Raw genomic sequence first — 25,843 nt, 5'->3', positions numbered from 1 at the left:
GTCAGGGCAATGCCACCGCCTCGAAACGCGCCAGCTCGTGGCCCTTCTCGTTCAGCAGTTTCAGCACCTTGCCTTCCAGGAACACGCCGGCGGTTTGCGAGAACACCTCGTACAGGACCGTTTCGTAATCATCGTCGGGACAGGCCATTCTGGTGCTCGCCATGGAGTCGAACAGCAGGTTGGCGCCACTGACGGTGTATTCGCCCACAAACCGGTTACAGCCGCTGAACCCGTTTACCTTGCCATCGTCACGGAAAATCATGTGGGGTTCGCCCTGCGCCCCACGCGGTACGTCGACCCCGGTACCCTGCAGGGACATCAGCTTCCAGTAGGTGTTGGTCAGCGGTGCGGTGGGAATCGGGCCGCCGGACGACTGAGGGCCTGGCGCTGCGCAAGCGCTCAGCATCACAGCGAAGGCCATCAGATAAATGGCCCGGAAAACGGTTGGTGCTCCTTTCATCTCGTAATCTCCCTGGGTCAGTCGCGGCCCGTGGCCGCGGATTGTCGGCAAAGCAGGCCCGTTATCATACCAGTTGCATTTCCCGGCAGCAGGACAGGCTTTATGAAAGTGCGTACAGATTGCCATTGCAGGCCTGTGTTTCCCTCGGGGTTTGATATGCTTCGGGTACATCCCATAGACCAAGGGGGCAGACCATGAGTGCCATCAGCGAACGTCGGGCCGGGCAGGCACTGGACCAGGAAAGCAGCAACGTCCGGGAGGACGACCTGGAACCGCTGCTGGAACGGCAGAAGAAAGTGGAAGAGAAGGTCCAGTCCAGCAGCAAGCTCAGCCGATTTTCCACCGATATCCGTCTGATGTTCTCGCTGCTGCGGGACTTCTGGAACGGCCGCTACCGTCAGATTCCGTGGAAGAGTGTGGCCGCCATTGCCGGCGCCCTGCTCTACGTGCTCAACCCGCTGGACCTGATACCCGACCTGATCGTGGGTGTTGGTCTGCTGGACGATGCCGCAGTGGTGGGTCTTTGCCTGCGGCTGGTGGAATCGGACCTGCACCGTTACGCCGCCTGGAAGGAGCTGGACGACGAAGCCGCCGACCGGGCCCGCGCCGCCCCTGACGGGGCTTGACCTGCATCAACGCCCGGCAAGCGCGGGTGCAGTAGGCTGGCGGCAGACCCGTTCACCGGAACTTTCACCGGACGCCAAGGCCCATCCCATCATGGATTTTGATTATTCGGAAGACTCCCATCAGGTCCAGAACCTGATGCGGCGTTTCATGAAACAACACGTCCTGCCCCGTAACAGCGACTGGCTGAACACCGCCGCATCCGGCCACTATCCCCTCGAAATCGTTGAGCCGCTGAAGACCCAGGCGCGGGAGGATGGCCTGTGGAACCTGTTCCTGCCAGAGCTGAAGGAACAAGAACCCGGCACCCCCATGAGCAACCTGGACTATGCGCCCCTGGCAGAGATCATGGGCCGCCTGCCCTGGGCTGCCGAGATTTTCAACTGCAGTGCGCCGGACACCGGCAACATGGAGTTGCTGCACCGGTTTGCGACGGAGGATCAATACGAAAGCTGGCTGAAACCCCAGCTGGAAGGCACCACCCGCTCCTGCTTTGCCATGAGTGAGCCTGATGCCGCCTCCTCCGATGCCACCAACATCAACACCACCATCCGCCGGGACGGCGATGACTACGTGGTGGACGGCCGCAAGTGGTTCATTACCGGCGCCAACCATCCCAACTGCCGCTTTGCCATCGTGCTGGGGCGCTGCGACGACGGCCATGGGGACAACCGCCATCAGCAGCACTCCATGGTCATCGTGCCCATGGACACACCGGGCCTGGAGGTGGTGCGCAACATTCCCATCATGCAGCACCATTCGCCGGAAGGGCACTGCGAGATCGCCTTCCGCAACGTGCGGGTGCCGGCGGAGAACCTGCTGGGCCAGCCCGGTGAAGGCTTTGCCATGGCCCAGGCACGACTGGGTCCGGGCCGGGTCCACCACTGCATGCGCACCATCGGCCAGTGTGAACTGGCCCTGGAGATGATGACCGAACGGTCGCTGGAGCGCCGCACCTTCGGAAAATTCCTCAGTGAGTATGAAAACGTGCGGGACTGGATCGCCGAATCCCGCCTGGAGATCGACCAGGCCCGTCTGCTGGTGCTGCAGGCGGCCTGGAAGATGGACACCCATGGCAATGCCTCCGCCCGGGTGGACGTATCCGCCATCAAACTGGTGGCCGCCCGGCTGCAGACCCGGGTGGTGGACCGGGCCATGCAGGTGTTTGGCGCCATGGGCCTGACCCCGGATACCCCGCTGGCGTATCTGTGGACCTGGGGGCGGGCGCTGCGCTTCCTCGACGGGCCGGACGAGGTGCATCTGCGCACCGTCGCCCGGGCAGAAATCGAGCGGGCCAAACAGCAGCGAGGATCAACGGCGGCCTACTATAACCTCCGCTGATCTCGCAGGCAGCTATTCAGCCGGGGCCGTCCCCCGCTCTTCGGCAAAGTGGATATAGAACTCCAGGCTGTCCGGATTGGCCATGGCATCCGGACTGGCCACCTGCGCCAGGGGCTGGCCCAGCAGCAGTTTGCGGATCGGCAGCTCCATTTTCTTGCCGGTGAGTGTGTAGGGTATGGCTGCCGTGGGGATGATCTCGTTGGGCACATGGCGGGCCGACAGATTGTCCCGGATGGCGGCACGGATACGACCCTTGAGGTCGTCATCCAGGGTCACCCCTTCACGCAGTACCACGAACAGCGGCATCCAGGACTCCCGTCCGAGATACTCCAGATCCACAATCAGTGAATCCATCACTTCGGGAACCTCTTCCACCACACGGTAGATCTCACCGGTGCCCATACGAACACCCTGGCGGTTGATGGTGGTGTCGGAGCGCCCGTAGATAATAGCGCCACCCCGTGGCGTGATACGGATCCAGTCACCATGGCGCCAGACGCCCGGGTAGGTGTCGAAGTAACTGTCGTGATAACGCTGACCGTCCTCGTCACCCCAGAAGTACAGTGGCATGGAGGGCATGGGTTTGGTGACCACCAGTTCGCCCACCTCGTCGTCCAGCGCGTTCCCTTGCTCATCAAACGCATAGACCGCTGTGCCCAGAGTTCGGCACTGCATCTCGCCGGCGTAAACCGGCATGATGGGGTTGCAGCCCACATAAGACGCCGCCACATCGGTTCCCCCGCTGATGGGGGCCACCAGAACATCGTCCCCGATCTCATTCATGATCCATTTGTAGCCCTCATCCGGCAACGGCGAGCCGGTGGAACCCACGGAATGGATGGCGCTGACATCCGCGTACTCCCGGGGATGGATCTCCGCCTTCTTGCAGTTGAGGAAATAGGCGGCGCCGGCGCCGAAGAAAGTCACCCCGGCCTCACCGGCAAATCGCCACAGGGTGCCCAGATCCGGATAACCCGGGTTGCCGTCGTAGATGCAGATCGTACTGCCCACCAGCAGGCCGGCAATCTGGGCGTTCCACATGATCCAGCCGGTGGTGGTGAACCACAGATAGCGGTCGTCCGGCTGCAGGTCCATATGCAGCCCCTGCCCTTGCAGGCCCTCCAGCATGGCGCCGCCATGGCCGTGCACGATAGGCTTGGGCATGCCGGTGGTGCCCGAGGAGTAAACCACCCACAGGGGATGATCGAACGGCACCTGCTCGAAGGTCATGGGCACATCATGGGTGAGCATGTCGGACCAGGCCGTGCTCCCGTCGAGAGAGGCGCCAGCATCCAGATAGGGCAGCAAAACCACCTGCTCGAGAGTCGGCAGCTCGTCGCGCAACTGGTTTACCACTTCCATGCGACTGAAATCCTTGCCGCCATAGCGATAGCCGTCCACCGCGATCATCACCTTGGGATCAATCTGATGAAAGCGGTCAATCACGCTACGGGTGCCCATATCCGGCGAGCAGCTGGACCAGATCGCGCCGATACTGGCACAGGCGTAAAACGCCACCACGGCTTCCGGAATATTGGGCAGATAGGCAACCACCCGATCGCCGGGCCTGACCCCCATCTGTTGCAAGCTGTGGGCGAAGGATGCCACCTGCGTCTTCATGTCACCCCAGGACAGCGTCTGCAACGGGCGAAGTTCAGAGCGGGAGATAATCGCGGGGCGAGCGGGATTGTCGTCATGGAAGCGCAGGGCCTGCTCGATCATGTTCAGGCGGGTGCCCTCGAACCATTTCGCCCCTGGCATATGATGGCCATCCAGCACACGGCTGTAAGGAACTGAGTAGCGTATCTCGAAGTAGTCCCAGAAAGCGGCCCAGAAGTCTTCCAGCTGGTCCACGGACCACTGCCAGAGGGCGTTGTAGTCCCGGAATTCCAGGCCGCGATGCAACTTCAGCCACTGCATGAAGTCGTGCATGCGGCTGCGCTCAATCCGGTCCTGATCGGGTTGCCAGAGGCACTCGGGGGTCGGGTCTGTCATGTGGGGACTCCGTTTGTTGTTGATTGTCGGACAATGCCTGCATGGGGCCAGGATTGCATTAAGCGGTAACGTGCAAATCCGGCCTTAGCAGCTACAGTAAAAATCCGGTAAACGTGAATTTACCGGTTGAACTGGATGAGTAATTCAACTATACCTTTGATTCGTGGGACGAAACTCAACCAGCTGAATTCACCCAATTTCAGGAGGCAGATCCATAGCAAAAAATTATCGCTCGTCACATTGAATAGAACAAGCGCTCGCTATACAGTTCGAGGCGTTGTCAAACAATTACAAGAAGTCCGTTGCCACAAAAAGCAACGACAATCAGGAGAAAACCATGCAACTAAACAAGAAGGCCGGATTGTTCACCGGCACCATGATTGGTCTTTCCATGGCAGTTTCCACCGTCACCTGGGCAGACAATCATCCGATTCGCATTTCCTACATCGAGCCTCTGTCCGGACCCTTCGCCAACGTGGGTGACGCCGGCCTGAAGCACTTCCGCTTTGCCGCCGAGAAGCTCAACAACGAAGGCGGCATCCTCGGCCGTGATGTGGAAATCGTGGCCATGGACAACAAACAGAGCCCGTCCGAATCCGTATCGCTGGTCCAGCGGTCGGTCGATAATGGCATCAACTTCGTCACCCAGGGTAACGGCTCCAACGTCGCCGGTGCCATCGTCGAGGCGGTGGATCGCAACAACCGCCGCAATGACGACAAGGTGCTCTACCTCAACTACGCCGCCGTAGACCCGGCCCTGACCAATGAGCGTTGCAGCTTCTACCACTTCCGTTTTGATGCCAACAGCGCTATCAAGCTGGAAGCGCTGTCCAACTTCATGACGACCCGGGACGACGAGATCGACAAGATCTTCCTGATCAACCAGGACTATTCCCATGGCCAGTTCATCTCCAAGCGCATGAAGGCACTGGTTGATGAGAAGCTGGACGCCGAAGTGGTTGGTGATGTACTGCACCCGATCGCCCAGGTACGTGACTTCTCGCCCTATGTTTCGCGTATTGAGCAGTCCGGTGCCGACACAGTGGTAACCGGCAACTGGGGCAACGACCTGTCATTGCTGGTCCGCGCTATCGACAGTGCAGGCCTGGATGTCAACACCTACACCTACTACGGTGGCGGTCTGGGCACCCCGGCAGCGGTCGGTCCGCGCGGTGAAGATATTCTGTTCCAGGTTTCCGAATGGCATGCCGACGTGAACGTGGATGAAGGCCTGGAGGAATACGAGAAGTGGTTTGTCGAGTTCAAGGAACGTTACCCGGAAATCGACTGGTACTACCACCGCATCTATAACCAGATGCACATGCTGAAGAACGCCATTGAGGAAGTGGGTGATGCTGACGACGTCGTTGCCATCGCCAAGGCAATGGAAGGTATGGAATTCCAGTCACCCACCGGTACGGTGACCATGCGCGCCAAGGATCACCAGATCCTGCAGCCCATGTACATCTCCGTAATGGATGCCGATGCCAAGTACGATGCTGATAACTCCGGCGTTGGCTTCCGCACCGTGGCCAATATTCCCGTCGAAGAGGCTACGGATACTACAAGCTGCGACATGAGACGTCCGTAAGTCCGAAACAAACTCCGGCGGCGCAACGCCGCCGGAGCCTTTCAGAACAATAACCAGGAATTCGTCTCACCATGTTCGAAACCATCGCTTATTCCATTCTGAATGGCGTGCTGTACGGCACGCTGCTGTTCATGATGTCCAGCGGCCTGACCCTCATTTTCGGGATGATGGGCGTCTTGAACTTCGCCCACGCCAGCTTCTACATGCTGGGCGCCTATTTTGCCTACACTCTTGGCCTGGCTACAGGCTTCTGGGTGGCACTGTTTCTCGCACCAATCCTTGTCGGCGCGGCTGGCGCTTTAGTGGAGCGCTACGGATTGCGACGCGTGCATCAATATGGCCACGTGCCAGAACTATTGTTTACCTTCGGTCTCGCCTACGTGATCGAAGAACTGGTCGCCCTGTTCTGGGGCACCGTACCAGTCCCCTACAAGGCACCTGCCTCACTCGACTTCACGGCATTCAGCCTGATGGGCCTGGACTATTCCATGTTCAAGGTCTTTATCCTCCTGGTGGCCATTGTCATGTTCGTGGGTCTGTGGCTTCTGCTGAAAAAGACCCGGGCCGGCCTGGTTATCCAGGGCGCTCTGTCGCGCCCCGATATGGTTGGTGCACTGGGCCATAATGTGCCAATGGTCTTTACCTTCGTGTTCGCCTTTGGCTGTGCCCTGGCCGGTCTCGGTGGCGTTGTTGGTGGTATTCAGTTTGTGACGGATCCCGGTATGGCCTTCATGATGGGCCCGATCGTGTTCGTAGTGGTGGTACTCGGTGGTCTGGGCTCTGTGCCCGGGGCCCTGGTGGCGTCACTGATCATCGGCATCCTGCAGACATTCTTCCTGTCGATCAATTTCTCCCTGGCGGGTGCCATTGGCTCCCTCGGCATTGAGGATTCCGGCTTCTTCGGGGTGCTCTGGCATATGGAGACCACTCGAATTGCCGCCGTGCTTCCATATCTGCTGCTGGTGCTGACCCTGATCTTCAGACCACGTGGCCTGTTCGGGAAGCGTGAAGCATGACAACCACTACAAAAACGCAACAGGACAACAACTCTATGGCTACTAACACTGCTGCGGGAGGTGCCAGCAACCTGCTGAGGTTCTGGCCCTGGGTCGTGATTCCGCTGTTGGCACTGATACTGCCGCAGATCTTCGACTCACGTCATGGCATCACGCTGCTGAGCCATATGGGCATCGCCATCATTTTCGCGCTGTCCTACAACATGTTGCTGGGCAACACCGGTCTGCTCTCGTTCGGCCACGCGGTCTATTACGGCCTGGGCGCCTATGTCGCCATGCACGTACTGAGAATGGTTAACGATGCCGGCGGGGAAGGCCTGCCACTCGAGTTGATTCCTGTGGTGGGGGCCGCCGCAGGGCTTTTCTTTGGCGTCATCTTTGGCAGCTTTTCGGTACGCCGGGCGGGTGTTGTCTTCGCCATGATCACACTGGGCCTTGGCGCGCTGGTTCACTCCAGCTCGTTGATGTTCAGCGACTTCTTCGGTGGGGAGGCCGGCCTGTTCGGCAACCGTGTCGCCGCGCCGTCATTGTTCGGCGTCGATTACGGCTCCAATACCAACACCTACTACCTGGTGGTCGCCTGGGCACTGATTGCCGCCATCTTCATCTACCTGCTTCGGAAAACGCCTCTGGGCTGGATGGCCAACGCGGTGCGGGACAACCCCGAAAGGGCACAGTTCGTGGGCTACAACCCGACCATCGTGCGTTTTATCCAGTTCGCCCTGGCGGCAATGTTCGCCGGCCTGGCGGGCGGGCTGTTCGTAATCACCGATGAAATCGTCAACGATGAATCCGTCGGCCAGATCCAGTCAGGTATTGTTCTGCTGGGCACCTACATCGGTGGTATCGGTTACTTCATTGGGCCGATGGTTGGCGCCGCACTGGTCACCGTTCTGGAAAGCTCACTGTCTTCCTACACGGAAGCCTGGGTGCTTTACTTCGGCCTGCTGTTCATCTCCATCGTAATGTTCGCGCCCATGGGCCTTGTGGGCATTGTCCATACCCAGTATCTCACCTGGAAAGCCGGCGGCTGGAAAGGCAACACCGGCATCCGCCTGTACATGCTCCTGGCGGGCCTGGTCGGTATTTTCGGTGCCATCTGCGTCATCGAACTGTCCTACCATTATTTCCGCAGCTGGGATCCGAGTGCGCCATTCGGGCTCATGGGCTTCACCGTAAATGCCACCACTGCATTACCCTGGCTGGTCTCCTTCGGTATTGCCATCATCGGCTTCGGCCTGATGTTGTTCCATGGCAAGCCAATGCTCGCCCGTCGTATCAGCGCCACGTCTGAAGGAGGTAACGCATGACCAAGCGCAACGCACTGGAACTCAAGGCCGTCAAGAAAAACTTCGGGCGCGCGGAGATCATTCGGGGGGTCAACCTCGATGTCCATGAACACGAACGTCACGTCATCATCGGCCCCAACGGGGCCGGCAAGTCGACACTGTTCAACCTGATCAGTGGCCGGCTCAAGGTGTCCGACGGCTCCATCAAACTGTTCGACAAAAACATCCACAACATGCCGGCCCACAAGGTCAACCGTATGGGGCTGAGCCGCAGTTTCCAGGTCACCAACCTGTTCCAGAACATGACAGTGATGCAGAACCTGCGCTGCTCCCTGCTCTGGTCGGAAGGGCACAAGTACGCGTTCTGGAAAAGCGTGATGAAGCAGGACAGGGTCACCGAGCACGCCCTGGCCCTGGCAGAAGAGCTTAACCTCTCCAGCCAGGCGGACACACCGGCATCGCTGCTCACCTACGCCGAACAGCGGGCCCTGGAAGTGGGCTGCACGGTGGCGTCCGGCGCCGAGGTGATCCTGTTGGACGAGCCCACGGCGGGCATGAGCCGTACCGAGGCCAACGATGCCATCCAGTTGATCCAGCGTATGACTGGCAAAAACACCCTGGTGGTGGTCGAACACGACCTGAGTGTGGTTTTCGAACTGGCGGACCGTATCTCCGTGCTGGTGTATGGCGAGATCATCGCTACCGGTACGCCGGATGAAATCCGCAATAACGCGGCGGTCCAGGAAGCCTATCTCGGTACGGAGGTCCACTGATGCTCAAGATTCACGATTTGCATGCCTACTATGGCAAGAGTCACGTTCTCCGGGGCGTCAACATGTCTGTCGAGCGCGGCGAGGTGGTCAGCCTGCTGGGCCGCAACGGGGTAGGTCGATCCACTCTCTGCAAGGCGGTAATGGGACTGTTGCCGCCAGTGGGCCACGTGGAATTCGATGGCAAGACCCTCAGCGGGCAGGAGCCCCACCAGATAGCGCACGCCGGCATTGGCTATGTACCGGAAGACCGCGCTATTTTCCCGGGCCTGACGGTCGCCCAGAACCTTGAACTGGGCATGAAGAAAAAAGGTCAGACCGGCGAGAAGTGGACTCTGGAAAAGGTGTTCGAGTGGTTCCCTCGCCTCAAGGAACGTGAGCATACACCAGCGGAGGTACTGTCCGGCGGCGAGCAGCAGATGCTCAGCATGTTCCGGGCCCTGATGGGCGACCCCCAGTGCATCCTGGTGGATGAGCCCACGGAAGGTCTGGCGCCGAAGGTGGTCGCCGATGTGGCTGCCATCCTCAAGCAGATGGCAAACGATGGCCTGGCGGTGTTGCTGGTGGAGCAGAAGCTCTCCATCGCACTGGACGTCGCCGACCGCATCTACATCATGGGTGAGGGGAACATTGTCTTTGAAGGCACCCCCGAAGACCTGCGAAACAACCCTGAAATCCGCAAAGAATGGCTGGAGGTCTAGGAATCAGCCGGCCCGGAGCTTCTTGCTCCGGGCCTTCTGCCCCGGAAACTGTCAATGGCAAAACTGCTTAACGATCGCGATCTCGAATTCCAACTCTACGAAGTCCTCGACACAGAATCCCTGCTGCAACGGCCACGCTACAGCGAGCATGACCGGGCGATTTTCGACGCCACACTGAACACCGCACGGGATATCGCCGCCGAGTACTTTGCCCCCCATAACCAGAAGGGTGACGCCAACGAGCCCACCTTTGATGGCGAAAAGGTCACCCTGATACCGGAAACCCAACCGGCCTGGAATGCCTTTGCCGAAGCCGGCTTTCTGGCGTCGCACCACGATTTCGACGACGGCGGGTCACAACTGCCGGAAGTGGTGCTGCGGGCCAGCATGTCGTATTTTAACGCTGCCAATGTGTCCAGCACCGCCTATTCATTCCTCACCATCGGCGCCGCCAACCTGCTCAGGAGCTTTGGCCGCGACGAATTGAAGGACAAGTATCTGCCAGCCATGCTGGATGGCCGTTTCAGCGGCACCATGGCGCTGACCGAACCGGGCCAGGGCTCTGCCCTGGGCGACCTTCGCACCCTGGCGAAACCGGCGGACGATGGCAGCTACCGTCTGTTCGGCAACAAGATGTACATCTCCGGTGGTGATCACGAGCTGACCGAGAACATTGTGCACATGGTACTGGCCCGCATCGAAGGCGCCCCTGCCGGCGTGAGGGGCATCTCCCTCTTTCTGGTGCCCAAGTTCCACGTCAACGACGACGGCACCCGGGGCGAGCGCAATGACGTCGCCCTGGCCGGCCTGCTCCACAAGATGGGCTACCGCAACACCACCTCCACCGTGCTCAACTTCGGTGAGAAAGATGGCGCTGTCGGCTATCTGGTTGGCGAGGCCAACAAGGGCCTCGGCTATATGTTCCAGATGATGAACGAAGCCCGCATCGGCGTCGGCCTTGGCGCCGCCGCCATGGGCTATCAGAGCTATCTGGAAGCCCTGGACTACGCCCGTGACCGCCCCCAGGGTCGTCTGGTCAGCAACAAACATCCAGAAACACCGCAGGTGAAAATCATCCAGCACGCGGATGTCCGCCGTATGCTGCTGATGCAGAAAGCCTACGCCGAAGGCAGCCTGGCCCTGTGCCTCTACGCCAGCACCCTGGTGGAAGACGCCAACACCGCACCAGACGAAAGTGAACGCAAGGCGGCAGCCGAGCTGCTGGACCTGATCACTCCGATGGTAAAAACCTGGCCATCGAAATACGGCGTCATCGCCTCGGACCTGGGCATCCAGGTACTCGGTGGCGCCGGCTATACCCGTGACTACCCGCTGGAGCAGCTCTACCGGGACAACCGCCTGAATCCAATCCACGAAGGCACCGAAGGCATCCAGGGCATCGACCTGCTGGGCCGGAAACTGGGCCCGAAAGGCGGAGACGGCTACGCCGAATTCCAGCGCCGTATCGTGGCAACCCTGGACGAGGCCGCCGCCATGGATGTCTGCGGGCCGCTGGCGAGTCAGCTCAGAAGCGCGCTGGAGGTACTCCGGACAGCCACCACAGACCTGCAGGAGCAACTGGCGCACGATCCGGACCATGGCCTGTCCAACGCCACCATGTACCTGGACCTGTTTGGCAAGGTACTGGTGGGCTGGATCTGGCTGAAACAGGCCATGGCCGCCGAGCGGGCCCTGTCGTCCGGAGCCTCCGGTTCCGAGGAACAGTTCTACAGGGGCAAGGTTCATACCGCCCGGTATTTCATGGACTGGGAGCTGGCGCCCCTGGAGGGCTACGCCCGACTGCTCAGCGCCGGAAACCGCGACAACCTGGATATGCAGAACGACTGGTTCTGACAGTTGTCTATGGTCTGCCGGAGCCAGGGGGCGGGTAGGTCTTTCCGGGACACACCGTAAATACGTCCATGTAGGCTCGTCGAAAAGGTCCCTCTTTTCGACGGTCCCGGAAAGACCTACCCGCCCCCTGGCTCTCGACCTTGTGCAAGCCTCATCATCGCTCAAGCGTCCCCGCTCGCATATTAAAGGAAAAATCATGACCAGCCCCCAAGACCACTACACTCCCGAACAGCAACAAGCCCTGGAACACGTAAAACAGGCTGAAAAAGAAGCCAGCAACATCCCCGGCATCAGCCCGGACATCCAGCTGCGCCCCATCAACAAGGTGGCCGTCATCGGCGCCGGCACCATGGGCGGTGGCATCGCCATGAACTACGCCAATGCCGGCATCCCGGTTGTAATGCTGGAACTCAAGCAGGAAGCCCTGGACAAGGGGCTGGACATTATTCGCAAGAATTACCAGCGCACGGTCAGCAAGGGCAAGCTCAGCCAGGAGGATATGGACAAGCGCATGGCTCTGCTTTCCGGCACCCTCAGCTACGATGACCTGGGTGACGTCGACCTGGTGATCGAAGCCGTGTTCGAAAGCATGAATGTCAAGCGACAGGTCTTCGGCACCCTCGACAAGGTTTGTAAGCCCGGCGCCATTCTGGCATCCAATACCTCCACCCTGGACGTGGACGAAATCGCTGCCTCCACCAATCGCCCCCAGGACGTTATCGGCCTCCACTTCTTCAGCCCCGCCAACGTGATGCGGCTGCTGGAAATAGTCCGGGGAGAAAAGACCGCTGACGATGCACTGGCCACGTGCCTCAATATGGCCAAAAACATCAAAAAGGTGGCAGTGGTATCCGGTGTCTGTTTCGGCTTTATTGGCAACCGCATGCTCGAACCCTATGCCCGGGAAGCCCACCGCCTGATACTCGAGGGCGCCACGCCGGCCCAGGTGGACGGTGTCATGACCGCCACCGGTCTGGCCATGGGCGTACTGTCCATGTACGACCTGGCCGGCATCGATGTGGGCTACATGGTACGGGAGTCCCGTCGTGACGAAATCAACCACGACCCGGGTTATTGCAGGCTGGCTGACGAGCTTTACCATCTGGGTCGTTATGGCCAGAAGACCGGCCGTGGCTTCTATATCTACGAAGACCGGGAGAAGAAGGAAGACCCGGAAGTAAACCAGTTGGCCGAAAAGATTGCTGCCGACCTGGGCATCCAGCGCCGGGAAATCAGCAACGAGGAAATTCACGACCGCTGTCTGTACATGCTGATCAACGAAGGCATCCAGATCCTCGATGAAGGCATTGCTCTGCGCAGTGGCGACATCGATCTTGTGTGGATCAATGGCTATGGCTTCCCCGCCTGGCTGGGTGGTCCCATGCACTACGCCGAGCAGATCGGCCTGAAAAAGATCCTCGACAGCATCCGCCACTATCGCGATACCCTGGGCGAATACGGCACAATGTGGTTTGAGCCGGCGCCCCTGCTGGAAAAGCTGGTGGCCGAGGGCAAGACCCGAATCGAGAAAATCTGACACGGGTCCGACCCGTTTTTTTCACAGCCAGACACCATTCAAGACCAGGAAACTGGGGTCTGACCCCAATTTCACAGCCACCCATACGTTTACACCAAGAGGAATAGATCATGAGAGAAGCAGTCATTGTATCCACCGCCCGCACGCCCATCGGCAAGGCGTTCAAGGGTCTGTTCAACAACACCAAGTCCCCCACCATGGCCTCCTTCGCCATCCGCGCCGCCGTAGAGCGCGCCAAGGTCGACCCTGCGGAAATCGAAGACCTGGTGATGGGTACCGCCATGCCCGCCGGTACCGCCGGCATGAACCTGGGCCGCCTGTCCGCCCTGGCCTCCGGCCTGCCAGAGAGCGTCAGCGGCATGACCATGGACCGCCAGTGCGCCTCCGGCCTGATGGCTATCGCCACCGCCGCCAAGCAGATCATGCACGACGGCCAGGACGTTGCCATTGGCGCCGGCCACGAGAACATCTCCCGCGTCCAGCAGAAGAACTTCGAATGGATGGCCGCCGAGCGTGACGAAACCGTGATCAAGCACGCGCCCCACGCCTACATGCCGATGCTGGAAACCGCCGAGAACGTCGCCAAGGTCTACGGTATCAGCCGTGACGTGCAGGACGAATACGCCCTGCAGTCCCAGCAGCGCACCGCCGCCGCCCAGGAAAAAGGCCTGTTCGACGACGAAATCGTACCGGTTACCACCACCAAGGCGGTGATGAACAAGGAAACCAAGGAAGTCACCTACGAGGAAGCCACCCTCGACAAGGACGAAGGCAACCGCCCCTCTACCCAGCTCGAAGGCCTGTCCGGGCTCAACCCGGTCATCGAAGGCGGCTGCATCACCGCCGGTAACGCCAGCCAGCTCTCCGACGGCGCCAGCGCCTGTGTACTGATGGACTCCAAGCTGGCCGAACAGCGTGGCCTTCAGCCTCTGGGCGCCTATCGAGGCATGGCCGTGGCCGGCCTGAAACCGGAAGAAATGGGCATCGGTCCTGTCTACGCGGTACCCAAGCTGCTCAAGCAGCATGGCCTGAAAGTTGAAGACATCGGCCTGTGGGAACTCAACGAAGCCTTCGCCGTGCAGGTACTCTACTGCCGCGACAAGCTGGGCATCCCCAATGACCGCCTGAACGTCAACGGCGGTGCCATCTCCATCGGCCATCCCTATGGCATGAGCGGTTCGCGGATGGTCGGCCACGCCCTGCTGGAAGGCAAGCGCCGTGGCGTGAAGTACGTGGTGGTCACCATGTGTGTCGGCGGCGGCATGGGTGCCGCCGGCCTGTTCGAAGTACTGTAAACCCTGCCCCCGGCGACAGTGCCGGCAACGCTGATGCGGGGAGATCAACCTCATCGCATCAGCCGGCATAATCGCTCCCTGCCGGTCGCCCTGCCCCGGGTGACCGGCGCCCTCCAATTCTTACCAAACCATTAATCCGCCACCACCTTCCTGTACCCGACAGCCCCTGATTGCCATCATGTAGGAATAAGACACTCAACGGAGCAGGGATGGAATGACCCGTCGCACGGACAGACGCCACACAAACAGGCGTGATACTGACAGGCACCCCCCTTCCGCTGACCGCCAGCCAGCTTCGCAGGTTGCCACCAGCCCCATCAATTTTCGCTACATCGCCCCCATTGCCATTGCCGGCATGGGCTTTATCGTGTTCCTGGACTGGGCCCAGGCCATATTGCTGCCACTGGTCGCCGGGGTAATGATCAGCTACGCACTGGACCCACTGGTCAGCGGCCTCGACCGGCTGCGTGTTCCCCGCCCCATCAGCGCCGCGCTGGTCCTCAGCGTCCTGGTGGCGATACTGGCCCTGGCGGTCATGCCCCTGCAGAGTGAAGCCGTGAAAATGCTCGAGCGCATTCCCGCCGCCTTACACCAGTTTGAGCGGGAGCAGACCCGCAGCCCCCAGACCGAAGAAGGTATGGTGGAAAAGGCCGATGAAGCCGCCAAGGAAATCCAGCAAAGTGCCAGCCCCGAGGAGGATCAGACGGACGAGCTCAGAGCAACCCGGGTGCAAATTGTGAGAGAGCCCTTCAGCGTCCGTGAATACCTGATAAACCGGGCCGGCGGCGGCATCGTAGTGGTCAGTCAGTTGTTCTCGGTACTGTTCCTGGTGTATTTCGTACTGGCCACTGGCACGCTCTACAAACGCAAGATCGTGCGAATGTCCGGCCCGGGCTTCCACGGTATGCGCAAGGCTGCCCGCATGCTGAAAGAGTTCCACAGCCAGATGCGTCGGTTTATCTTTGTCATGTTCCTGGGCGCCGTGTTTGTCGGGGTACTGACCTGGCTCGCCTTTGTTCTGCTCGGGGTCGAACAGTCGTTGCTGTGGGGGGTTATCGCCGGGGTCGCCAGCGCCATTCCCTACCTGGGGCCCTTCCTGGTGCTGCTGGGCTCCGGTGCCGCCGCCTTTATCCAGTTCGGCTCCGTCGACATGGCCATTCTGGTGTCCGGAACCACCCTGGTCATCACCACTATCCAGGGCAACCTGCTCACTCCCTGGCTGACCAGCCGGGTATCAAGCCTCAATGCCGTGGTCATCTTTATCGGTCTGTTGTTCTGGGGCTGGCTCTGGGGGCCGGTGGGGCTGATTCTGGCAACGCCCCTGCTGATGATGACCAAGACCCTCTGTGATCATGTGGAGAATCTTCAGGGCGTCGGCGAATTGCTGGGGAAATAATCAATCCGGTTATTCAAACGACACGTATTTTGTGATCCAATTCTAACATCGAAATGGAATCAATCAGGTTGTTGTATGGACACTCATCCCGACACGTTGACCCAGCTGGCCAGACCACACCGCAAGGCGGTTTTGGTGGCCCTGTTATGGATCACCATCCTCGCCGGCATCCTGTTCGGCATACTCAATGCCACCAAAGGCGCCCTGGCCCTGTCGATTCTGGAATGGGGCATGAGCCTCTATTCCGTGTTCCTGCTGCTGGCCGTGCGCCGGACCCAGCACCTGGAACGATGGATTCTGGCCTATATCTTCCCGTTCTTTACCGCCATGATGATAGCCATTGCCACACCCACCGCCAGTGTGACGGTGTTCGGCTGGGTGCTGCTGATCCCCCTGGTGAGTCACCTGCTGCTTGGCCGTCGCCTCGGCCTGGGCATTTCCCTGTTCTTTATTGGCGTGGCGCTGGTGATCTTCCTGTACCGTTTCGACGCGGGCGACGCCGTGATGGATGTTCGCTCCGTGGCCAACATGGTGATCCTGACCGCCTGCATCACCGTCTTCTCTCACGTCTACGAGGTCAGCCGGGAACGCAGTGAAATACAGTTGCTGCAAATGGCCCAGACCGACTTCCTGACCGGGCTGCCCAACCGCTCCCGGATCAAGGTCTTCTTCGAACGGGAGAAAAGCCGCGCCGCGCGGGAACAACAGCCCCTGTCTCTGCTGATCATCGACCTGGATCACTTCAAGAAGGTGAATGACCGCTTCGGGCATGAAGCCGGCGACCGGGCCCTGGTGTTCTTCGCCGATCTGCTCAGACAGCGGCTGCGGGCCACCGACCTCGCCGGTCGGCTCGGGGGTGAGGAGTTTGGCGTGATACTGGTGAACACCGCCACCAATACCGCCAGCCAGGTCGCTGAGGATCTTCGCCGGGCGCTGGAAAGCGCCGACCTGCAACACGATGGGCAATCCATACCGCTGTCCATGAGCGTCGGCGTGTCGGAACTGGGGGTGGATGGCCACAACCTCCAGGACCTTCTGGCAGCCGCCGACCAGCGACTCTATGCGGCCAAGGACAATGGCCGCAACCAGGTGGTGCCGGACCCTACAACTTTAGCGACCGCTTCCCTTTGCTGAGGCTGCGCCACAGCAGGCGATAGGCAATGGCAGCCGATGACCGGGGGGCAAACCAGTGAACCGGCTGGCGCTTCTCGCCCATTCTTTCCACGTCGCTGGCATAGGGAATGTACCCGGGCATCAGCTGTTTCAGCTCCCGGGGCGGTGACTCCAGCAGCTCCCGGTGCAGGGTTTTGCGCCGATCCGCCATGGTCCAGAAGGGGTAGAACTTGCTGCTATCAAGCTTCTTGTCGGCAATGAACGCCTGCATCTGGTGCCAGCTGTTCAGTGACAGCCAGGTCGGCACCAATGGCACCAGCACCCGGTCCGCCACCCGGAATACCTGCTCCGCTAGCCTCGACATGGACGGCGGACAGTCCAGCACCACCAGAGCGTAATCCTCCCCCAGCGGCTCCAGCCACTCGGCCAGGGTGTTGTTGTCGCCATGCTTTTCCAGCTGCAGGTCAATATTGCGAAAGCTGACATCCGCCGGAATCAGGTCCAGGTTATCAATTCCCGTGGGCACTATGGTCTTGCCGATGGGGGTTTTTCCCTTCACCAGCCTGCCCGCCTTGGGCGCCCGGGCACCCGACCCGGTGTTGGCGAAATACCAGCTCACGGCACCCTGGGGGTCCAGGTCCCAGAGCAGGGTGGGAATGCCCGCTTCTGCTGCCAGGGCTGCAATGTTGGCCGCAGCGGCGGTCTTGCCCACGCCGCCCTTGAGGTTATGGAACGCGACAATCTTCAAGTCTTACTCCTTTCCATTCGCCACTCATGGAACTGCTCCAGCAGGGACAGTAACGCGGGGATGACCACAAGCACCAGCAGTGTGGCCAGTGCCAGGCCAAAGGTAATAGACGCCGCCATGGGTATCAGGAACTGGGCCTGCAGGGACGTTTCGAACATCAATGGCAGCAGACCGCCAATGGTGGTCAGCGAGGTCAGTATAACCGCCCGCACCCGCTGCACCACAGCTTCATTCAGGGCATCGTTCACCGCCAGGCCCTTGCGCCGCTCGGCCTGGTAGAAGGACACCAGGATAATGGCATTGTTCACCACGATGCCGGACAGACCGAACAGGCCGAACAGCGACAGTACCGTAAGCTTCAGCCCCATCAGCCAGTGCCCCAGCAGGGCACCGATCAGCGCAAAGGGAATGATGCACATGACGATCAGTGGTGTGCTCCAGGACGAGAACACCCATACCAGCACCACATACATCAGGGCGATGCCGGCAATGGCGCCCACCTTCATGTCGTCCAGGGTCTGTCGCTGGTCGGCGGAGCGCCCCTCGAAACTGTAGCGGATGCCCCGGGTATCGGCCAGCTCTGGCAGTACGTCCCGTGACAGCGACGCCAGCACCTCGCCTGCGGTGGTTTGCGCCGTGTCAAGTTGCGCGGTGACTTCCACCGCCAGCTGTCCGTCGGCATGGCGCAGGGCATCAAAGCCCTGCCTCGGGGTCAGCTTGACCACCTGTTCCAGGGGCACGAAGTGCCCGTCCGGCAGGCGGATCGTCAGTTGGGACAGGGTGGCGATGCGCTCGCGCTGCTCGCGGGGCAGCTGAACGCGTACTTCGATCTCGTCGCGGTCGTCCTGGTAGATCTGCACCACGCGCCCGTCAAACGCGGCCCGCAGCTGCCCGCCCACCGCCAGGGTGGTGAGACCCAGGCTTTCACCCCGGGGTGACACCTCGTAGATCAGCTGCTCGCGCCCCCAGGGCAGGTCATCCTCTGCGTCCATGACTCCGGGCAGGGAACGCATGGCCTCAGCCAGGGATTCCGCAGCCCGCTTCAGGTTGACGGTATCCGTCCCGGTCAGGCGCACATTGACATCACGCCCTGGTGGTCCGGCCTGGCGTTCGGTAATGGTGAGGTTCTCCATGCCAGCAGGTGTGTTGATCCGATCCCGCCAGGCCCGCACGAAGTCGGCATTGCGTACCTCACGCTCGTCCGGATCGGCAAGCTCGACCATGATCGAGCCCACGTCATCGCCGCTGCGGGTCGAGCCATCCCCCGCCCGGGCACTGCCGTGGCTGGTGACGGCATGCAGGATCAGGTCGCCGCCGAGGGCCTGGTTGGTGTCGTTAAGGGTCTGCTCCAGGTGGCCGAGAAACCGGTCCACGGTGCCACTGTCAGTGCCCGCCACAAAATTGGCATTGGCATAGAGCACGCTTGGTTCCGGCGTGGGGAAGAAACTGAACCCGATCCGGTCGCCCTTCAACAGGCCATAGGTGCCCGCTGTCAGCGCCACCAGAGTTGCCAGCACCACCGCCCGGTGGGCCAGGGTCCAGCGGGACAGGCGCCGGCAGGGGCCCTGCCGGAAACGCTCGAAGCCCTGGTCGAAGCGCTGCCTGACACGATCCAGGCGCTGCCAGCGGGAGTCGGTCCGCGCCGGTTTGAAGGCATTGCGGAGGTGCGCGGGCAAAACAATGAAACACTCCAGCAACGAGGCCACCAGCACGCAGATCATCACCACGGGGATATCCCCGAGGATATTGCCAATCACACCGCTGACCACCAGCAGCGGCATGAACGCCGCCACCGTGGTCAGCGACGATGCCACCACCGGCCAGACCATGCGCTTTGCAGCACCTTCGGAAGCATAGATCGAATCTTCCCCCAGACGGGCGTGGGCATCGGCGTCCTCCCCCACCACGATGGCATCATCGACAATCACCCCCAGTGCCATGATCAGCGCGAACAGGGAAATCATGTTGATGGAACCGCCATACAGCCAGAGCACACCCAGGGCCCCGAGAAACGCCGTGGGAATACCCACCGCCACCCAGAGGGCCACCCGTCCGGGCAGGAACAGGTACAGCAGGACCAACACCAGTGCCAGGCCACCCAGGCCGTTGCTGATCAGCAAGGTGATGCGCTGATCAATCAGGCTCCAGGTCTCGTCGTAAACCTCCAATTCCACCGTGGAAGGCAGCGTGGGCCGGGTTTCATCCAGCCAGTTTTCCAGTACCTCGGCGGCCCGCAGCGAATGGCCCTGCTCCGCCCTCAGCAGTTGCAACTCCACCGCCGGCCGGCCATCCCGGGTGAGGGTGACCTGGCGGTCCCTGGCTTCCTGCCGGATGATGGCGATGTCCCCCAGGCGTACCCGTTCACGGTTGTCCGCAAGTACCGACAGCTCGGCGAAATCCTGTTCCGAGCGGCCCTGGCTTGTGGCCCGTAATTCGCGAGTGGAATCCTGCTGCCCCATGAGTCCGGCAGGCAGGTCCCGGGACAGGGCCTGTACCCGGTCGGCAATATCGTCCAGCGACAGGCCCAGCGCCTGCAAGCGTTCCGCCGGCACGGCGATACTCATCTGCAGCTCGGGCATGCCACGGATCTCCACCCGGTCGATACCCGCCCGCAGCAACTCGTCCTCATAGCGATAGGCCAGCCGGCGCAGTTCATCTGCTGCCAGGTCGCCGTGGATCAGCAACCGGGCCACCGGCTCATAGCGACCGATCCGGGTCACCCGCGGGGTTTCCGCATCCACCGGCAGATTGCGGAATTCCTCCACCTGCTGACGCACATCATCCACCGCCTGAATGGGCTCGGTGCCCTCACGGAATTCCAGGGTGATGCTGGCCACCCCCTGGGCGGAGGTGGAGGTCATTTTCTTGAGACCGTTGATACTGCGGAAGCGCTGCTCCAGCGGGTCGGTGATGCCCTGTTCCACGTCCTCTGCGGCGGCACCACTCCACACCACCTGAACACTCACCACGTCCAGCTCAAAACTGGGGAAGAACTGGATGTTCATGCGGCTCAGGCCCAAGGCGCCGGCCAGCAACATCAGAATCATCACCAGATGGGCCGCCACCCGGTGATGCACGAAGAACCCGATGACGCCCCGCTGACGATCACTCATTCAGCCAGCGCCTCCGGGGCCTTGGCCACCGAGACCCTGAGGCCCTCGATGGCATTGGGCAGGTGGGTGGTGATGATCCGGACACCCTCGTTCAGGCGATCGCTGCGCACCAGGGCGTCATAGTCGCCGTTCTCACGCAACACCTGGCCAACGCGATCGACCGTCACCCGGTGCATGCGCTTCTCGTCGGTCATCACATAAAGGCTATCGCTACCGTAAAGCGCGCTGTAGGGCACAGCGATCACATCCTCCAGCCGGGGCCGGAACACCACCACCGGCACCATGTCTCCGGGCCTGAGGCCGGCGGCATCATCCTGCAACCGGAAGATGCCCAGCGGCCCCCGGGGATCGCTCTCGCCGGCAAACCGCACCAGCCGAAAACGGTTGCGGCCATCCTCCGATACCGCTTCTACCGATTCGCCCGCTGCCAGGGCGGCTTCCAGGTCCCGTGCAAAGGGCGAAGGAATGCGGGCGCGGATTTCCACGGCCGCGGGCTGGTACAGGGACAGCAGGGGCGTTCCCGCCGTAACCCGGTCGCCCGCCGCAACCTCGACCCGGACAACAATACCGGTAAAGGGCGCCGTAGCCGAGGCCCGCTCAGCATCCCGCCGGGCGGCCGCCAGCGCAGCCTCCGCACGCTGGAGGCGGGCTTCCAGGCTGGCCAGGGTCGCCGGGCGCCCGGCAATCGCCTGCTGCCGCAGGATCACCGCCAGCTCTGCCTGCTCCAGTGCATCCCGGGCATTGTCCACCTCCCGCCGGGAGGTCAGATTATTGCCCTGCAGCGAACGGGTGCGCTCCAGCTGGCGCCGGGCGCTGTCCCGTACCGCCTGTTCCCGGGCCAGGGCCTGGCGGTCGGTTTCCGCACGGATCTGTTCACTGCGGATCTGGGCCTCGATATCGGCCACTTCCGCCCGGGCCTGCTTTAACGGCGGCTGGACATCCGCCGCTGCCATGGCCACCAGCAGGTCACCTTCATTAACGGCCTGCCCCTCGCCCACGGGTCTTTCAGCCACCTGTCCGGATACCGATGCCGTCACCGTCATCAGATCCGGTGCCGTCACCTCGCCGTAGACCGGCAGTGCCGGACGCAGCGAAGCGGGGGCCGCCGCCATGACCTGCACCGGCCAGGCCCGTTCGGTCTGTTCAACGGAGTCAGGTTCCGGGCTGGTCATGCGCAGCAGCTGAAAAACCCCCAGCCCCAAAACAATAATCAGGACAGGTACCAGACGTCTGATCATGATGGCAAGACCTCGCCAGCGCCAAAAAGATGTGGCAGATCACCGGACAAGGGCGCGACCATGGCATTATCATGTTTCATCGGTGACACTTCCTCATAACCTTACCACCGGGAGCGATATACGTTGGAGATCAGCGAACACGCCAGCCTGCTGAACGTGACCATGCTGAATACCCTGATGATCATTGCGGCGGTTCTGATACACCATGAGAGCCTGATCCGCCTCAGTGGTTGGCTGGGACGCATCCCCCATGGCTACAGCGGTCACTTCCGGCTGATCATCGCGGTATTCTGTATCCTGATCGCCCACACCATCGAAGTCTGGCTGTTTGCCAGCGCCTTTTACTTCATGCATCACACCGAGGGCTGGGGCGAGCTGGCCGGGAATTACAGCGGCGAGTTCCTCGACACCGTCTACTTCTCCTTCACCACTTTCACCACCGTGGGCTATGGCGATATCGAACCCCTGGGCGTGCTGCGGTATTTGACCGGCCTTGAGGGCCTGACCGGACTGGTGCTGATTACCTGGAGCGCGTCATTCCTGTTCGTGGAAATGCAGCGTTACTGGCCCACTCGTTAGTGCATCCTTACACGGGACAATAGCAAAGGGCACTGCGGAAATCAGGGTTCGGCCAACACAAGCGGGGAGGGTTTGACGCCGGTCATAAAAAGGCCCCGCGAGGAAATCCTCCCGGGGCCAAAAGGGATGCCTGCCAGCTATGAGGGCGGGCAACCGCCAGAGCCCTCAGTGTACCCGTGGCCGCGCCGGGAGGAATGAGACAGAATGTCGCGCCAACCCAACCTCTGATACAACTATAATCACGACATGAAACTGCACACCATCTCCCAGGCCGGATTTCGCCAGGCTGCCCGCTACCTGTTACTGATGCGGCTGTCCATCGTCAGCATGGAGTGGCTGGCCCTGGCGGCACTGTCGTTCCTGGCCCCGCCCCTGACCGGCCCGGCGCCGTTACTGGTCACCCTGGCCCATGCCCTGTTCGCCGCGGCAAGCTGGCTGTGGCTGACCCGCCATCCACCCCGCAGGGCGTTGCCGGTCACCGTCTCCCTGGGGGCGGACGTGGTGGCTCTGGGCATCTGGCTGGCACTGACCGGCGGCTTCACCAACCCGCTGGTATCATTGCTGCTGTTACCCCTGGTGACCGGCCTGGTGCTGATCCCCCTGAAACACAGTGTGTTCGTGACCCTGCTGGCCATTGCTACCTATACCCTGCTGATCCTGTTCCCTATCCCACCGCCGCAAGGCCTTTCCCGGGCTGACTATGTACATCTGCACCTGATGGGTATGTGGGGCACCTTTGCGCTCACCGCCGCCATCATGCTGGTGGTGGTGGGTTCCCTGGCGGTGCGCTTGAAAGAACAGCAACAGACGCTGGCCCGCAGCCGCGAGGACCGCCTGCGGGATGAACAGGTGATCGCCCTCGGCCTGTCCGCCGCCAACGTGGCCCACCGTCTGGGTACGCCCCTGAACACCATGACGCTGGTGGTGGACGACCTCAGGCACGAGCCCGGTGCGGAACCCTTCCGTGACGACCTGGTGTTGCTGGAACAGCAACTCGGAATCTGCCGTAGCCAGCTGCAGACCATGACCGAAGCAGCGGCCCAGTGCCGCGAGGCGGTAACGGAAGAGGTTCCACTGGACCAGTGGCTGCAACGTTTGCGGGAGTCCGCCACTCTGCTGTGGCCAAACGCTCCCATTCGCTGGCCCTCGCGCCCGCCGACCATTGCCGTGCAGGTGGATGCCATCCTCGACCAGGCGGTTCTGAACCTGCTGGCAAACGCCCTGCGCGCCAGCCCGCAGGGCGTGTCGGTCGGCGCGGTCACGGAGCAGGACCGGGCCCGCTTGCAGATCGTCGACCAGGGCAGCGGTATCGGGGATACACTCCCCGGTCAGCAGCCGGTACCCTCCGAACAGGGTCTCGGTGTGGGCCTGTTCCTGTCCAACGCCACCATCCAGCGCCTCGGTGGCCAGCTCAGTGCGGAATCCCGTGGCGACGGGCCGGACCGGGGCACCACCATGACCATCGACCTTCCCGTTTCCCGTCAGGAGCGACACCATGACTGAACCCTGTTGGCTACTGATTGACGACGACGAGACCTTTGCCAGCACCCTGGCCCGGTCCCTGGCCCGCCGGGGAATCCATACCGAGATCGCCCATACGCCGGCCCGGGCCCTGGAACTGGCTTCCGGTACCAGGGTGACGCGGTGCGTGCTGGATCTTAACCTGGCCGGCGAAAGCGGGCTGCAGCTGTTGCCCGAACTGCTGGCGGCAAAGCCGGAGCTGGACGTGGTCGTACTCACCGGTTATGGCAGCATTGCCACGGCGGTGGAAGCCATGCGAAAAGGCGCGGTGAACTACCTGTGCAAGCCGGTCACAGCGGGTCAGATCATTGAGGGATTCGAGCCCGACCGTCACCAGCCGGCGCTGCGCAGCCAGCCTCCGTCCGTGGAAGAGCTGGAGTGGGAGCATATCCAGCGGGTGCTGGCCGAGCATGACGGCAACATTTCCGCCACCGCCCGGGCCCTGAACATGCACCGCAGGACCCTGCAGCGCAAACTGGGCAAGCACTCCCGCTGGCGGGAGTGACCGGTTAGTCGTTGCTGAGGGTCTGCATATCGATCACGAAGCGGTACTTCACGTCGCCTTTTTTCATGCGCTCGTAGGCTTCGTTGATGTTGTGGATATCCAGCATTTCGATGTCACAGGTGATGTCATGCTCGGCGCAGAAGTCCAGAACTTCCTGGGTTTCCGGCATGCCGCCGATCAGTGACCCGGTGAGAACGCGGCGCCTGCCGATCAGGTTGCGGGAATGCACGGGCGGCTCGATCGGCTCGATCATACCCACCAGGATATGGGTGCCAGCCACTTTCAGGGTGCCCAGATAGGGATTCAGGTCGTGCTGCACCGGAATGGTGTCCAGCAGGAAGTCAAAACTCTCGGCAGCGGCCGCCATCTGTTCCGGGTCGCTGGAGATGATCACGTGGTCGGCCCCCTGCTTGCGGGCCTCCGCCACCTTGGCCTCGGAACGGGTAAAAATGGTGACCTCGGCGCCCATGGCACGGGCGAACTTGACGCCCATGTGGCCCAGGCCGCCCATGCCCAACACCCCCACCTTGTGACCCTTGCCCACGCCGAAGTGCTTCAGGGGCGAATAGGTGGTGATACCGGCGCACAGGATGGGTGCGGCGGCGGCCGGGTCCAGCTTGTCCGGCACCCGTACCACGAAACGCTCGCTGACCACGATGCGCTCGGAATAGCCGCCGTAGGTCCGCAGGCCGTCGATGCGGTCGTCGCCATTGTAGGTGGGTGTCATGCCTTCCCGGCAATACTGCTCCAGGCCCTGCTCGCAGGACCCGCATTTGCGGCAGGAATCCACCATGCAACCCACACCGACACGCTCTCCGACTGTGAATTGATTCACATCATTCCCAACTGCGGTCACACGGCCGATAATCTCGTGCCCCGGAACCACCGGGTATTGTGTGCGCCCCCAGTCGTTCTCGGCAAAGTGAATGTCGGTATGACAAACGCCGCAGTACTCGATCTCGATGGACACATCATCCGGCCGGGGATCACGGCGATGAAAACTGAATGGTGCCAGCCCGGCATTCTCCGATCTGGCTGCGAAACCCTTTACTTCAGACATGGTTTTTACGCCTCACACATTTGGTTATTGTTTCAGTTAGCATACTCAAATATAATCAGCTAACTACCCATTTCAGCAGGGATGTCGTTACTGATCG

At 61.3% G+C, this 25,843-nt stretch carries 20 protein-coding genes and 1 pseudogene; 15 read left to right on the top strand and 6 right to left on the bottom strand.

Annotation, left to right across the window (positions count from 1 at the left end):
* Position 1: 1 nt before the first annotated feature.
* Positions 2–460, bottom strand: a complete 459-nt coding sequence (locus IE079_RS09790; RefSeq protein ID WP_189575883.1) for an META domain-containing protein — start codon at positions 458–460, stop codon at positions 2–4.
* 194 nt (positions 461–654) lie between these two features.
* Between IE079_RS09790 and IE079_RS09785 the strand changes: the two genes are divergently transcribed.
* Both IE079_RS09785 and IE079_RS09780 read left to right on the top strand, forming a co-directional pair.
* Positions 655–1,086 (top strand): YkvA family protein, encoded by a 432-nt coding sequence (locus IE079_RS09785; RefSeq protein ID WP_189575881.1) that lies wholly within the window; start codon positions 655–657, stop codon positions 1,084–1,086.
* A 91-nt stretch (positions 1,087–1,177) separates the two neighbouring features.
* Positions 1,178–2,425 carry an acyl-CoA dehydrogenase family protein gene (locus IE079_RS09780; RefSeq protein WP_189575879.1) on the top strand — a complete coding sequence of 416 codons (1,248 nt, stop codon included), beginning with the start codon at positions 1,178–1,180 and terminating at the stop codon, positions 2,423–2,425.
* 12 nt (positions 2,426–2,437) lie between these two features.
* Here IE079_RS09780 and IE079_RS09775 read toward each other — a convergent pair whose 3' ends face one another.
* Positions 2,438–4,420 carry an acetoacetate--CoA ligase gene (locus IE079_RS09775; RefSeq protein ID WP_189575877.1) on the bottom strand — a complete coding sequence of 661 codons (1,983 nt, stop codon included), beginning with the start codon at positions 4,418–4,420 and terminating at the stop codon, positions 2,438–2,440.
* 337 nt (positions 4,421–4,757) lie between these two features.
* Here IE079_RS09775 and IE079_RS09770 point away from each other — a divergent pair, with 337 nt between their 5' ends.
* The 10 genes and pseudogenes from IE079_RS09770 to IE079_RS09725 all read left to right on the top strand — a co-directional run bounded on the left by IE079_RS09770 (position 4,758) and on the right by IE079_RS09725 (position 17,003).
* Positions 4,758–6,011, top strand: coding sequence for a branched-chain amino acid ABC transporter substrate-binding protein (locus IE079_RS09770; protein ID WP_189575875.1), 1,254 nt, complete (start codon positions 4,758–4,760; stop codon positions 6,009–6,011).
* 71 nt (positions 6,012–6,082) lie between these two features.
* Positions 6,083–7,027: a branched-chain amino acid ABC transporter permease gene (locus IE079_RS09765; protein WP_189575873.1), complete on the top strand. Its 945-nt coding sequence runs from the start codon at positions 6,083–6,085 to the stop codon at positions 7,025–7,027.
* Positions 7,028–7,062: 35 nt separating this feature from the next.
* Complete coding sequence (locus IE079_RS09760) at positions 7,063–8,337, top strand: branched-chain amino acid ABC transporter permease (protein WP_189575872.1); 1,275 nt, start codon at positions 7,063–7,065, stop codon at positions 8,335–8,337.
* Entirely contained in the window at positions 8,334–9,089 is a 756-nt protein-coding gene (locus tag IE079_RS09755) for an ABC transporter ATP-binding protein (protein ID WP_189575871.1), read from the top strand. The genes IE079_RS09760 and IE079_RS09755 overlap by 4 nt, the downstream gene beginning before the upstream one ends.
* The gene (locus tag IE079_RS09750) at positions 9,089–9,787 is read left to right on the top strand and encodes an ABC transporter ATP-binding protein (RefSeq protein ID WP_189575870.1); all 699 of its coding nucleotides are present in this window, start codon (positions 9,089–9,091) and stop codon (positions 9,785–9,787) included. The genes IE079_RS09755 and IE079_RS09750 overlap by 1 nt, the downstream gene beginning before the upstream one ends.
* Before the next feature lie 54 nt (positions 9,788–9,841).
* Positions 9,842–11,641 carry an acyl-CoA dehydrogenase gene (locus tag IE079_RS09745; protein WP_189575869.1) on the top strand — a complete coding sequence of 600 codons (1,800 nt, stop codon included), beginning with the start codon at positions 9,842–9,844 and terminating at the stop codon, positions 11,639–11,641.
* A 229-nt stretch (positions 11,642–11,870) separates the two neighbouring features.
* Positions 11,871–13,178, top strand: a pseudogene (locus IE079_RS09740) (3-hydroxyacyl-CoA dehydrogenase); the annotation flags it as partial.
* A gap of 110 nt (positions 13,179–13,288) precedes the next feature.
* Positions 13,289–14,473: an acetyl-CoA C-acyltransferase gene (locus tag IE079_RS09735; protein ID WP_189575867.1), complete on the top strand. Its 1,185-nt coding sequence runs from the start codon at positions 13,289–13,291 to the stop codon at positions 14,471–14,473.
* A gap of 214 nt (positions 14,474–14,687) precedes the next feature.
* Positions 14,688–15,869 carry an AI-2E family transporter gene (locus IE079_RS09730; protein ID WP_189575866.1) on the top strand — a complete coding sequence of 394 codons (1,182 nt, stop codon included), beginning with the start codon at positions 14,688–14,690 and terminating at the stop codon, positions 15,867–15,869.
* A 75-nt stretch (positions 15,870–15,944) separates the two neighbouring features.
* Complete coding sequence (locus IE079_RS09725) at positions 15,945–17,003, top strand: GGDEF domain-containing protein (protein WP_189575865.1); 1,059 nt, start codon at positions 15,945–15,947, stop codon at positions 17,001–17,003.
* Here IE079_RS09725 and IE079_RS09720 read toward each other — a convergent pair.
* From IE079_RS09720 to IE079_RS18970, 3 genes are read right to left on the bottom strand one after another with little or no spacing between them, the layout of a single operon-like run.
* Positions 16,972–17,730, bottom strand: a complete 759-nt coding sequence (locus tag IE079_RS09720) for a ParA family protein (protein ID WP_189575863.1) — start codon at positions 17,728–17,730, stop codon at positions 16,972–16,974. The genes IE079_RS09725 and IE079_RS09720 overlap by 32 nt on opposite strands.
* A complete protein-coding gene (locus tag IE079_RS09715) occupies positions 17,727–20,843 on the bottom strand; it encodes an efflux RND transporter permease subunit (RefSeq protein WP_189575861.1) in 3,117 nt (1,038 codons plus the stop codon). Before IE079_RS09715 ends, IE079_RS09720 begins: the two co-directional genes overlap by 4 nt.
* The gene (locus IE079_RS18970) at positions 20,840–22,081 is read right to left on the bottom strand and encodes an efflux RND transporter periplasmic adaptor subunit (protein WP_189575859.1); all 1,242 of its coding nucleotides are present in this window, start codon (positions 22,079–22,081) and stop codon (positions 20,840–20,842) included. Before IE079_RS18970 ends, IE079_RS09715 begins: the two co-directional genes overlap by 4 nt.
* Before the next feature lie 147 nt (positions 22,082–22,228).
* Between IE079_RS18970 and IE079_RS09705 the strand changes: the two genes are divergently transcribed.
* The 3 genes from IE079_RS09705 to IE079_RS09695 all read left to right on the top strand — a co-directional run bounded on the left by IE079_RS09705 (position 22,229) and on the right by IE079_RS09695 (position 24,686).
* Complete coding sequence (locus IE079_RS09705) at positions 22,229–22,660, top strand: potassium channel family protein (protein ID WP_189576346.1); 432 nt, start codon at positions 22,229–22,231, stop codon at positions 22,658–22,660.
* Between the two features lie 246 nt (positions 22,661–22,906).
* The gene (locus tag IE079_RS09700) at positions 22,907–24,163 is read left to right on the top strand and encodes a sensor histidine kinase (protein ID WP_189575857.1); all 1,257 of its coding nucleotides are present in this window, start codon (positions 22,907–22,909) and stop codon (positions 24,161–24,163) included.
* Complete coding sequence (locus tag IE079_RS09695) at positions 24,156–24,686, top strand: response regulator transcription factor (RefSeq protein WP_189575856.1); 531 nt, start codon at positions 24,156–24,158, stop codon at positions 24,684–24,686. The genes IE079_RS09700 and IE079_RS09695 overlap by 8 nt, the downstream gene beginning before the upstream one ends.
* A gap of 4 nt (positions 24,687–24,690) precedes the next feature.
* On the opposite strand, the gene IE079_RS09690 is transcribed toward IE079_RS09695, so the two are convergent.
* The gene (locus tag IE079_RS09690; protein WP_189575853.1) at positions 24,691–25,746 is read right to left on the bottom strand and encodes an NAD(P)-dependent alcohol dehydrogenase; all 1,056 of its coding nucleotides are present in this window, start codon (positions 25,744–25,746) and stop codon (positions 24,691–24,693) included.
* Positions 25,747–25,843: the final 97 nt, after the last annotated feature.

It is taken from the genome of Marinobacter zhanjiangensis, from assembly GCF_014651935.1.
Taxonomy (GTDB): domain Bacteria; phylum Pseudomonadota; class Gammaproteobacteria; order Pseudomonadales; family Oleiphilaceae; genus Marinobacter; species Marinobacter zhanjiangensis.
The sequence above is the reverse complement of the archived record's forward strand: the minus strand, read 5'-3'. Positions and strand labels throughout refer to the sequence as shown.

Bases quoted from the DNA above. Each gene is read 5' to 3' on its own strand.
- IE079_RS09790 (WP_189575883.1), bottom strand. From the start codon at position 460: ATGAAAGGAGCACCAACCGTTTTCCGGGCCATTTATCTGATGGCCTTC.
- IE079_RS09785 (WP_189575881.1), top strand. From the start codon at position 655: ATGAGTGCCATCAGCGAACGTCGGGCCGGGCAGGCACTGGACCAGGAA.
- IE079_RS09780 (WP_189575879.1), top strand. From the start codon at position 1,178: ATGGATTTTGATTATTCGGAAGACTCCCATCAGGTCCAGAACCTGATG.
- IE079_RS09775 (WP_189575877.1), bottom strand. From the start codon at position 4,420: ATGACAGACCCGACCCCCGAGTGCCTCTGGCAACCCGATCAGGACCGG.
- IE079_RS09770 (WP_189575875.1), top strand. From the start codon at position 4,758: ATGCAACTAAACAAGAAGGCCGGATTGTTCACCGGCACCATGATTGGT.
- IE079_RS09765 (WP_189575873.1), top strand. From the start codon at position 6,083: ATGTTCGAAACCATCGCTTATTCCATTCTGAATGGCGTGCTGTACGGC.
- IE079_RS09760 (WP_189575872.1), top strand. From the start codon at position 7,063: ATGGCTACTAACACTGCTGCGGGAGGTGCCAGCAACCTGCTGAGGTTC.
- IE079_RS09755 (WP_189575871.1), top strand. From the start codon at position 8,334: ATGACCAAGCGCAACGCACTGGAACTCAAGGCCGTCAAGAAAAACTTC.
- IE079_RS09750 (WP_189575870.1), top strand. From the start codon at position 9,089: ATGCTCAAGATTCACGATTTGCATGCCTACTATGGCAAGAGTCACGTT.
- IE079_RS09745 (WP_189575869.1), top strand. From the start codon at position 9,842: ATGGCAAAACTGCTTAACGATCGCGATCTCGAATTCCAACTCTACGAA.
- IE079_RS09735 (WP_189575867.1), top strand. From the start codon at position 13,289: ATGAGAGAAGCAGTCATTGTATCCACCGCCCGCACGCCCATCGGCAAG.
- IE079_RS09730 (WP_189575866.1), top strand. From the start codon at position 14,688: ATGACCCGTCGCACGGACAGACGCCACACAAACAGGCGTGATACTGAC.
- IE079_RS09725 (WP_189575865.1), top strand. From the start codon at position 15,945: ATGGACACTCATCCCGACACGTTGACCCAGCTGGCCAGACCACACCGC.
- IE079_RS09715 (WP_189575861.1), bottom strand. From the start codon at position 20,843: ATGAGTGATCGTCAGCGGGGCGTCATCGGGTTCTTCGTGCATCACCGG.
- IE079_RS18970 (WP_189575859.1), bottom strand. From the start codon at position 22,081: ATGATCAGACGTCTGGTACCTGTCCTGATTATTGTTTTGGGGCTGGGG.
- IE079_RS09700 (WP_189575857.1), top strand. From the start codon at position 22,907: ATGAAACTGCACACCATCTCCCAGGCCGGATTTCGCCAGGCTGCCCGC.
- IE079_RS09695 (WP_189575856.1), top strand. From the start codon at position 24,156: ATGACTGAACCCTGTTGGCTACTGATTGACGACGACGAGACCTTTGCC.
- IE079_RS09690 (WP_189575853.1), bottom strand. From the start codon at position 25,746: ATGTCTGAAGTAAAGGGTTTCGCAGCCAGATCGGAGAATGCCGGGCTG.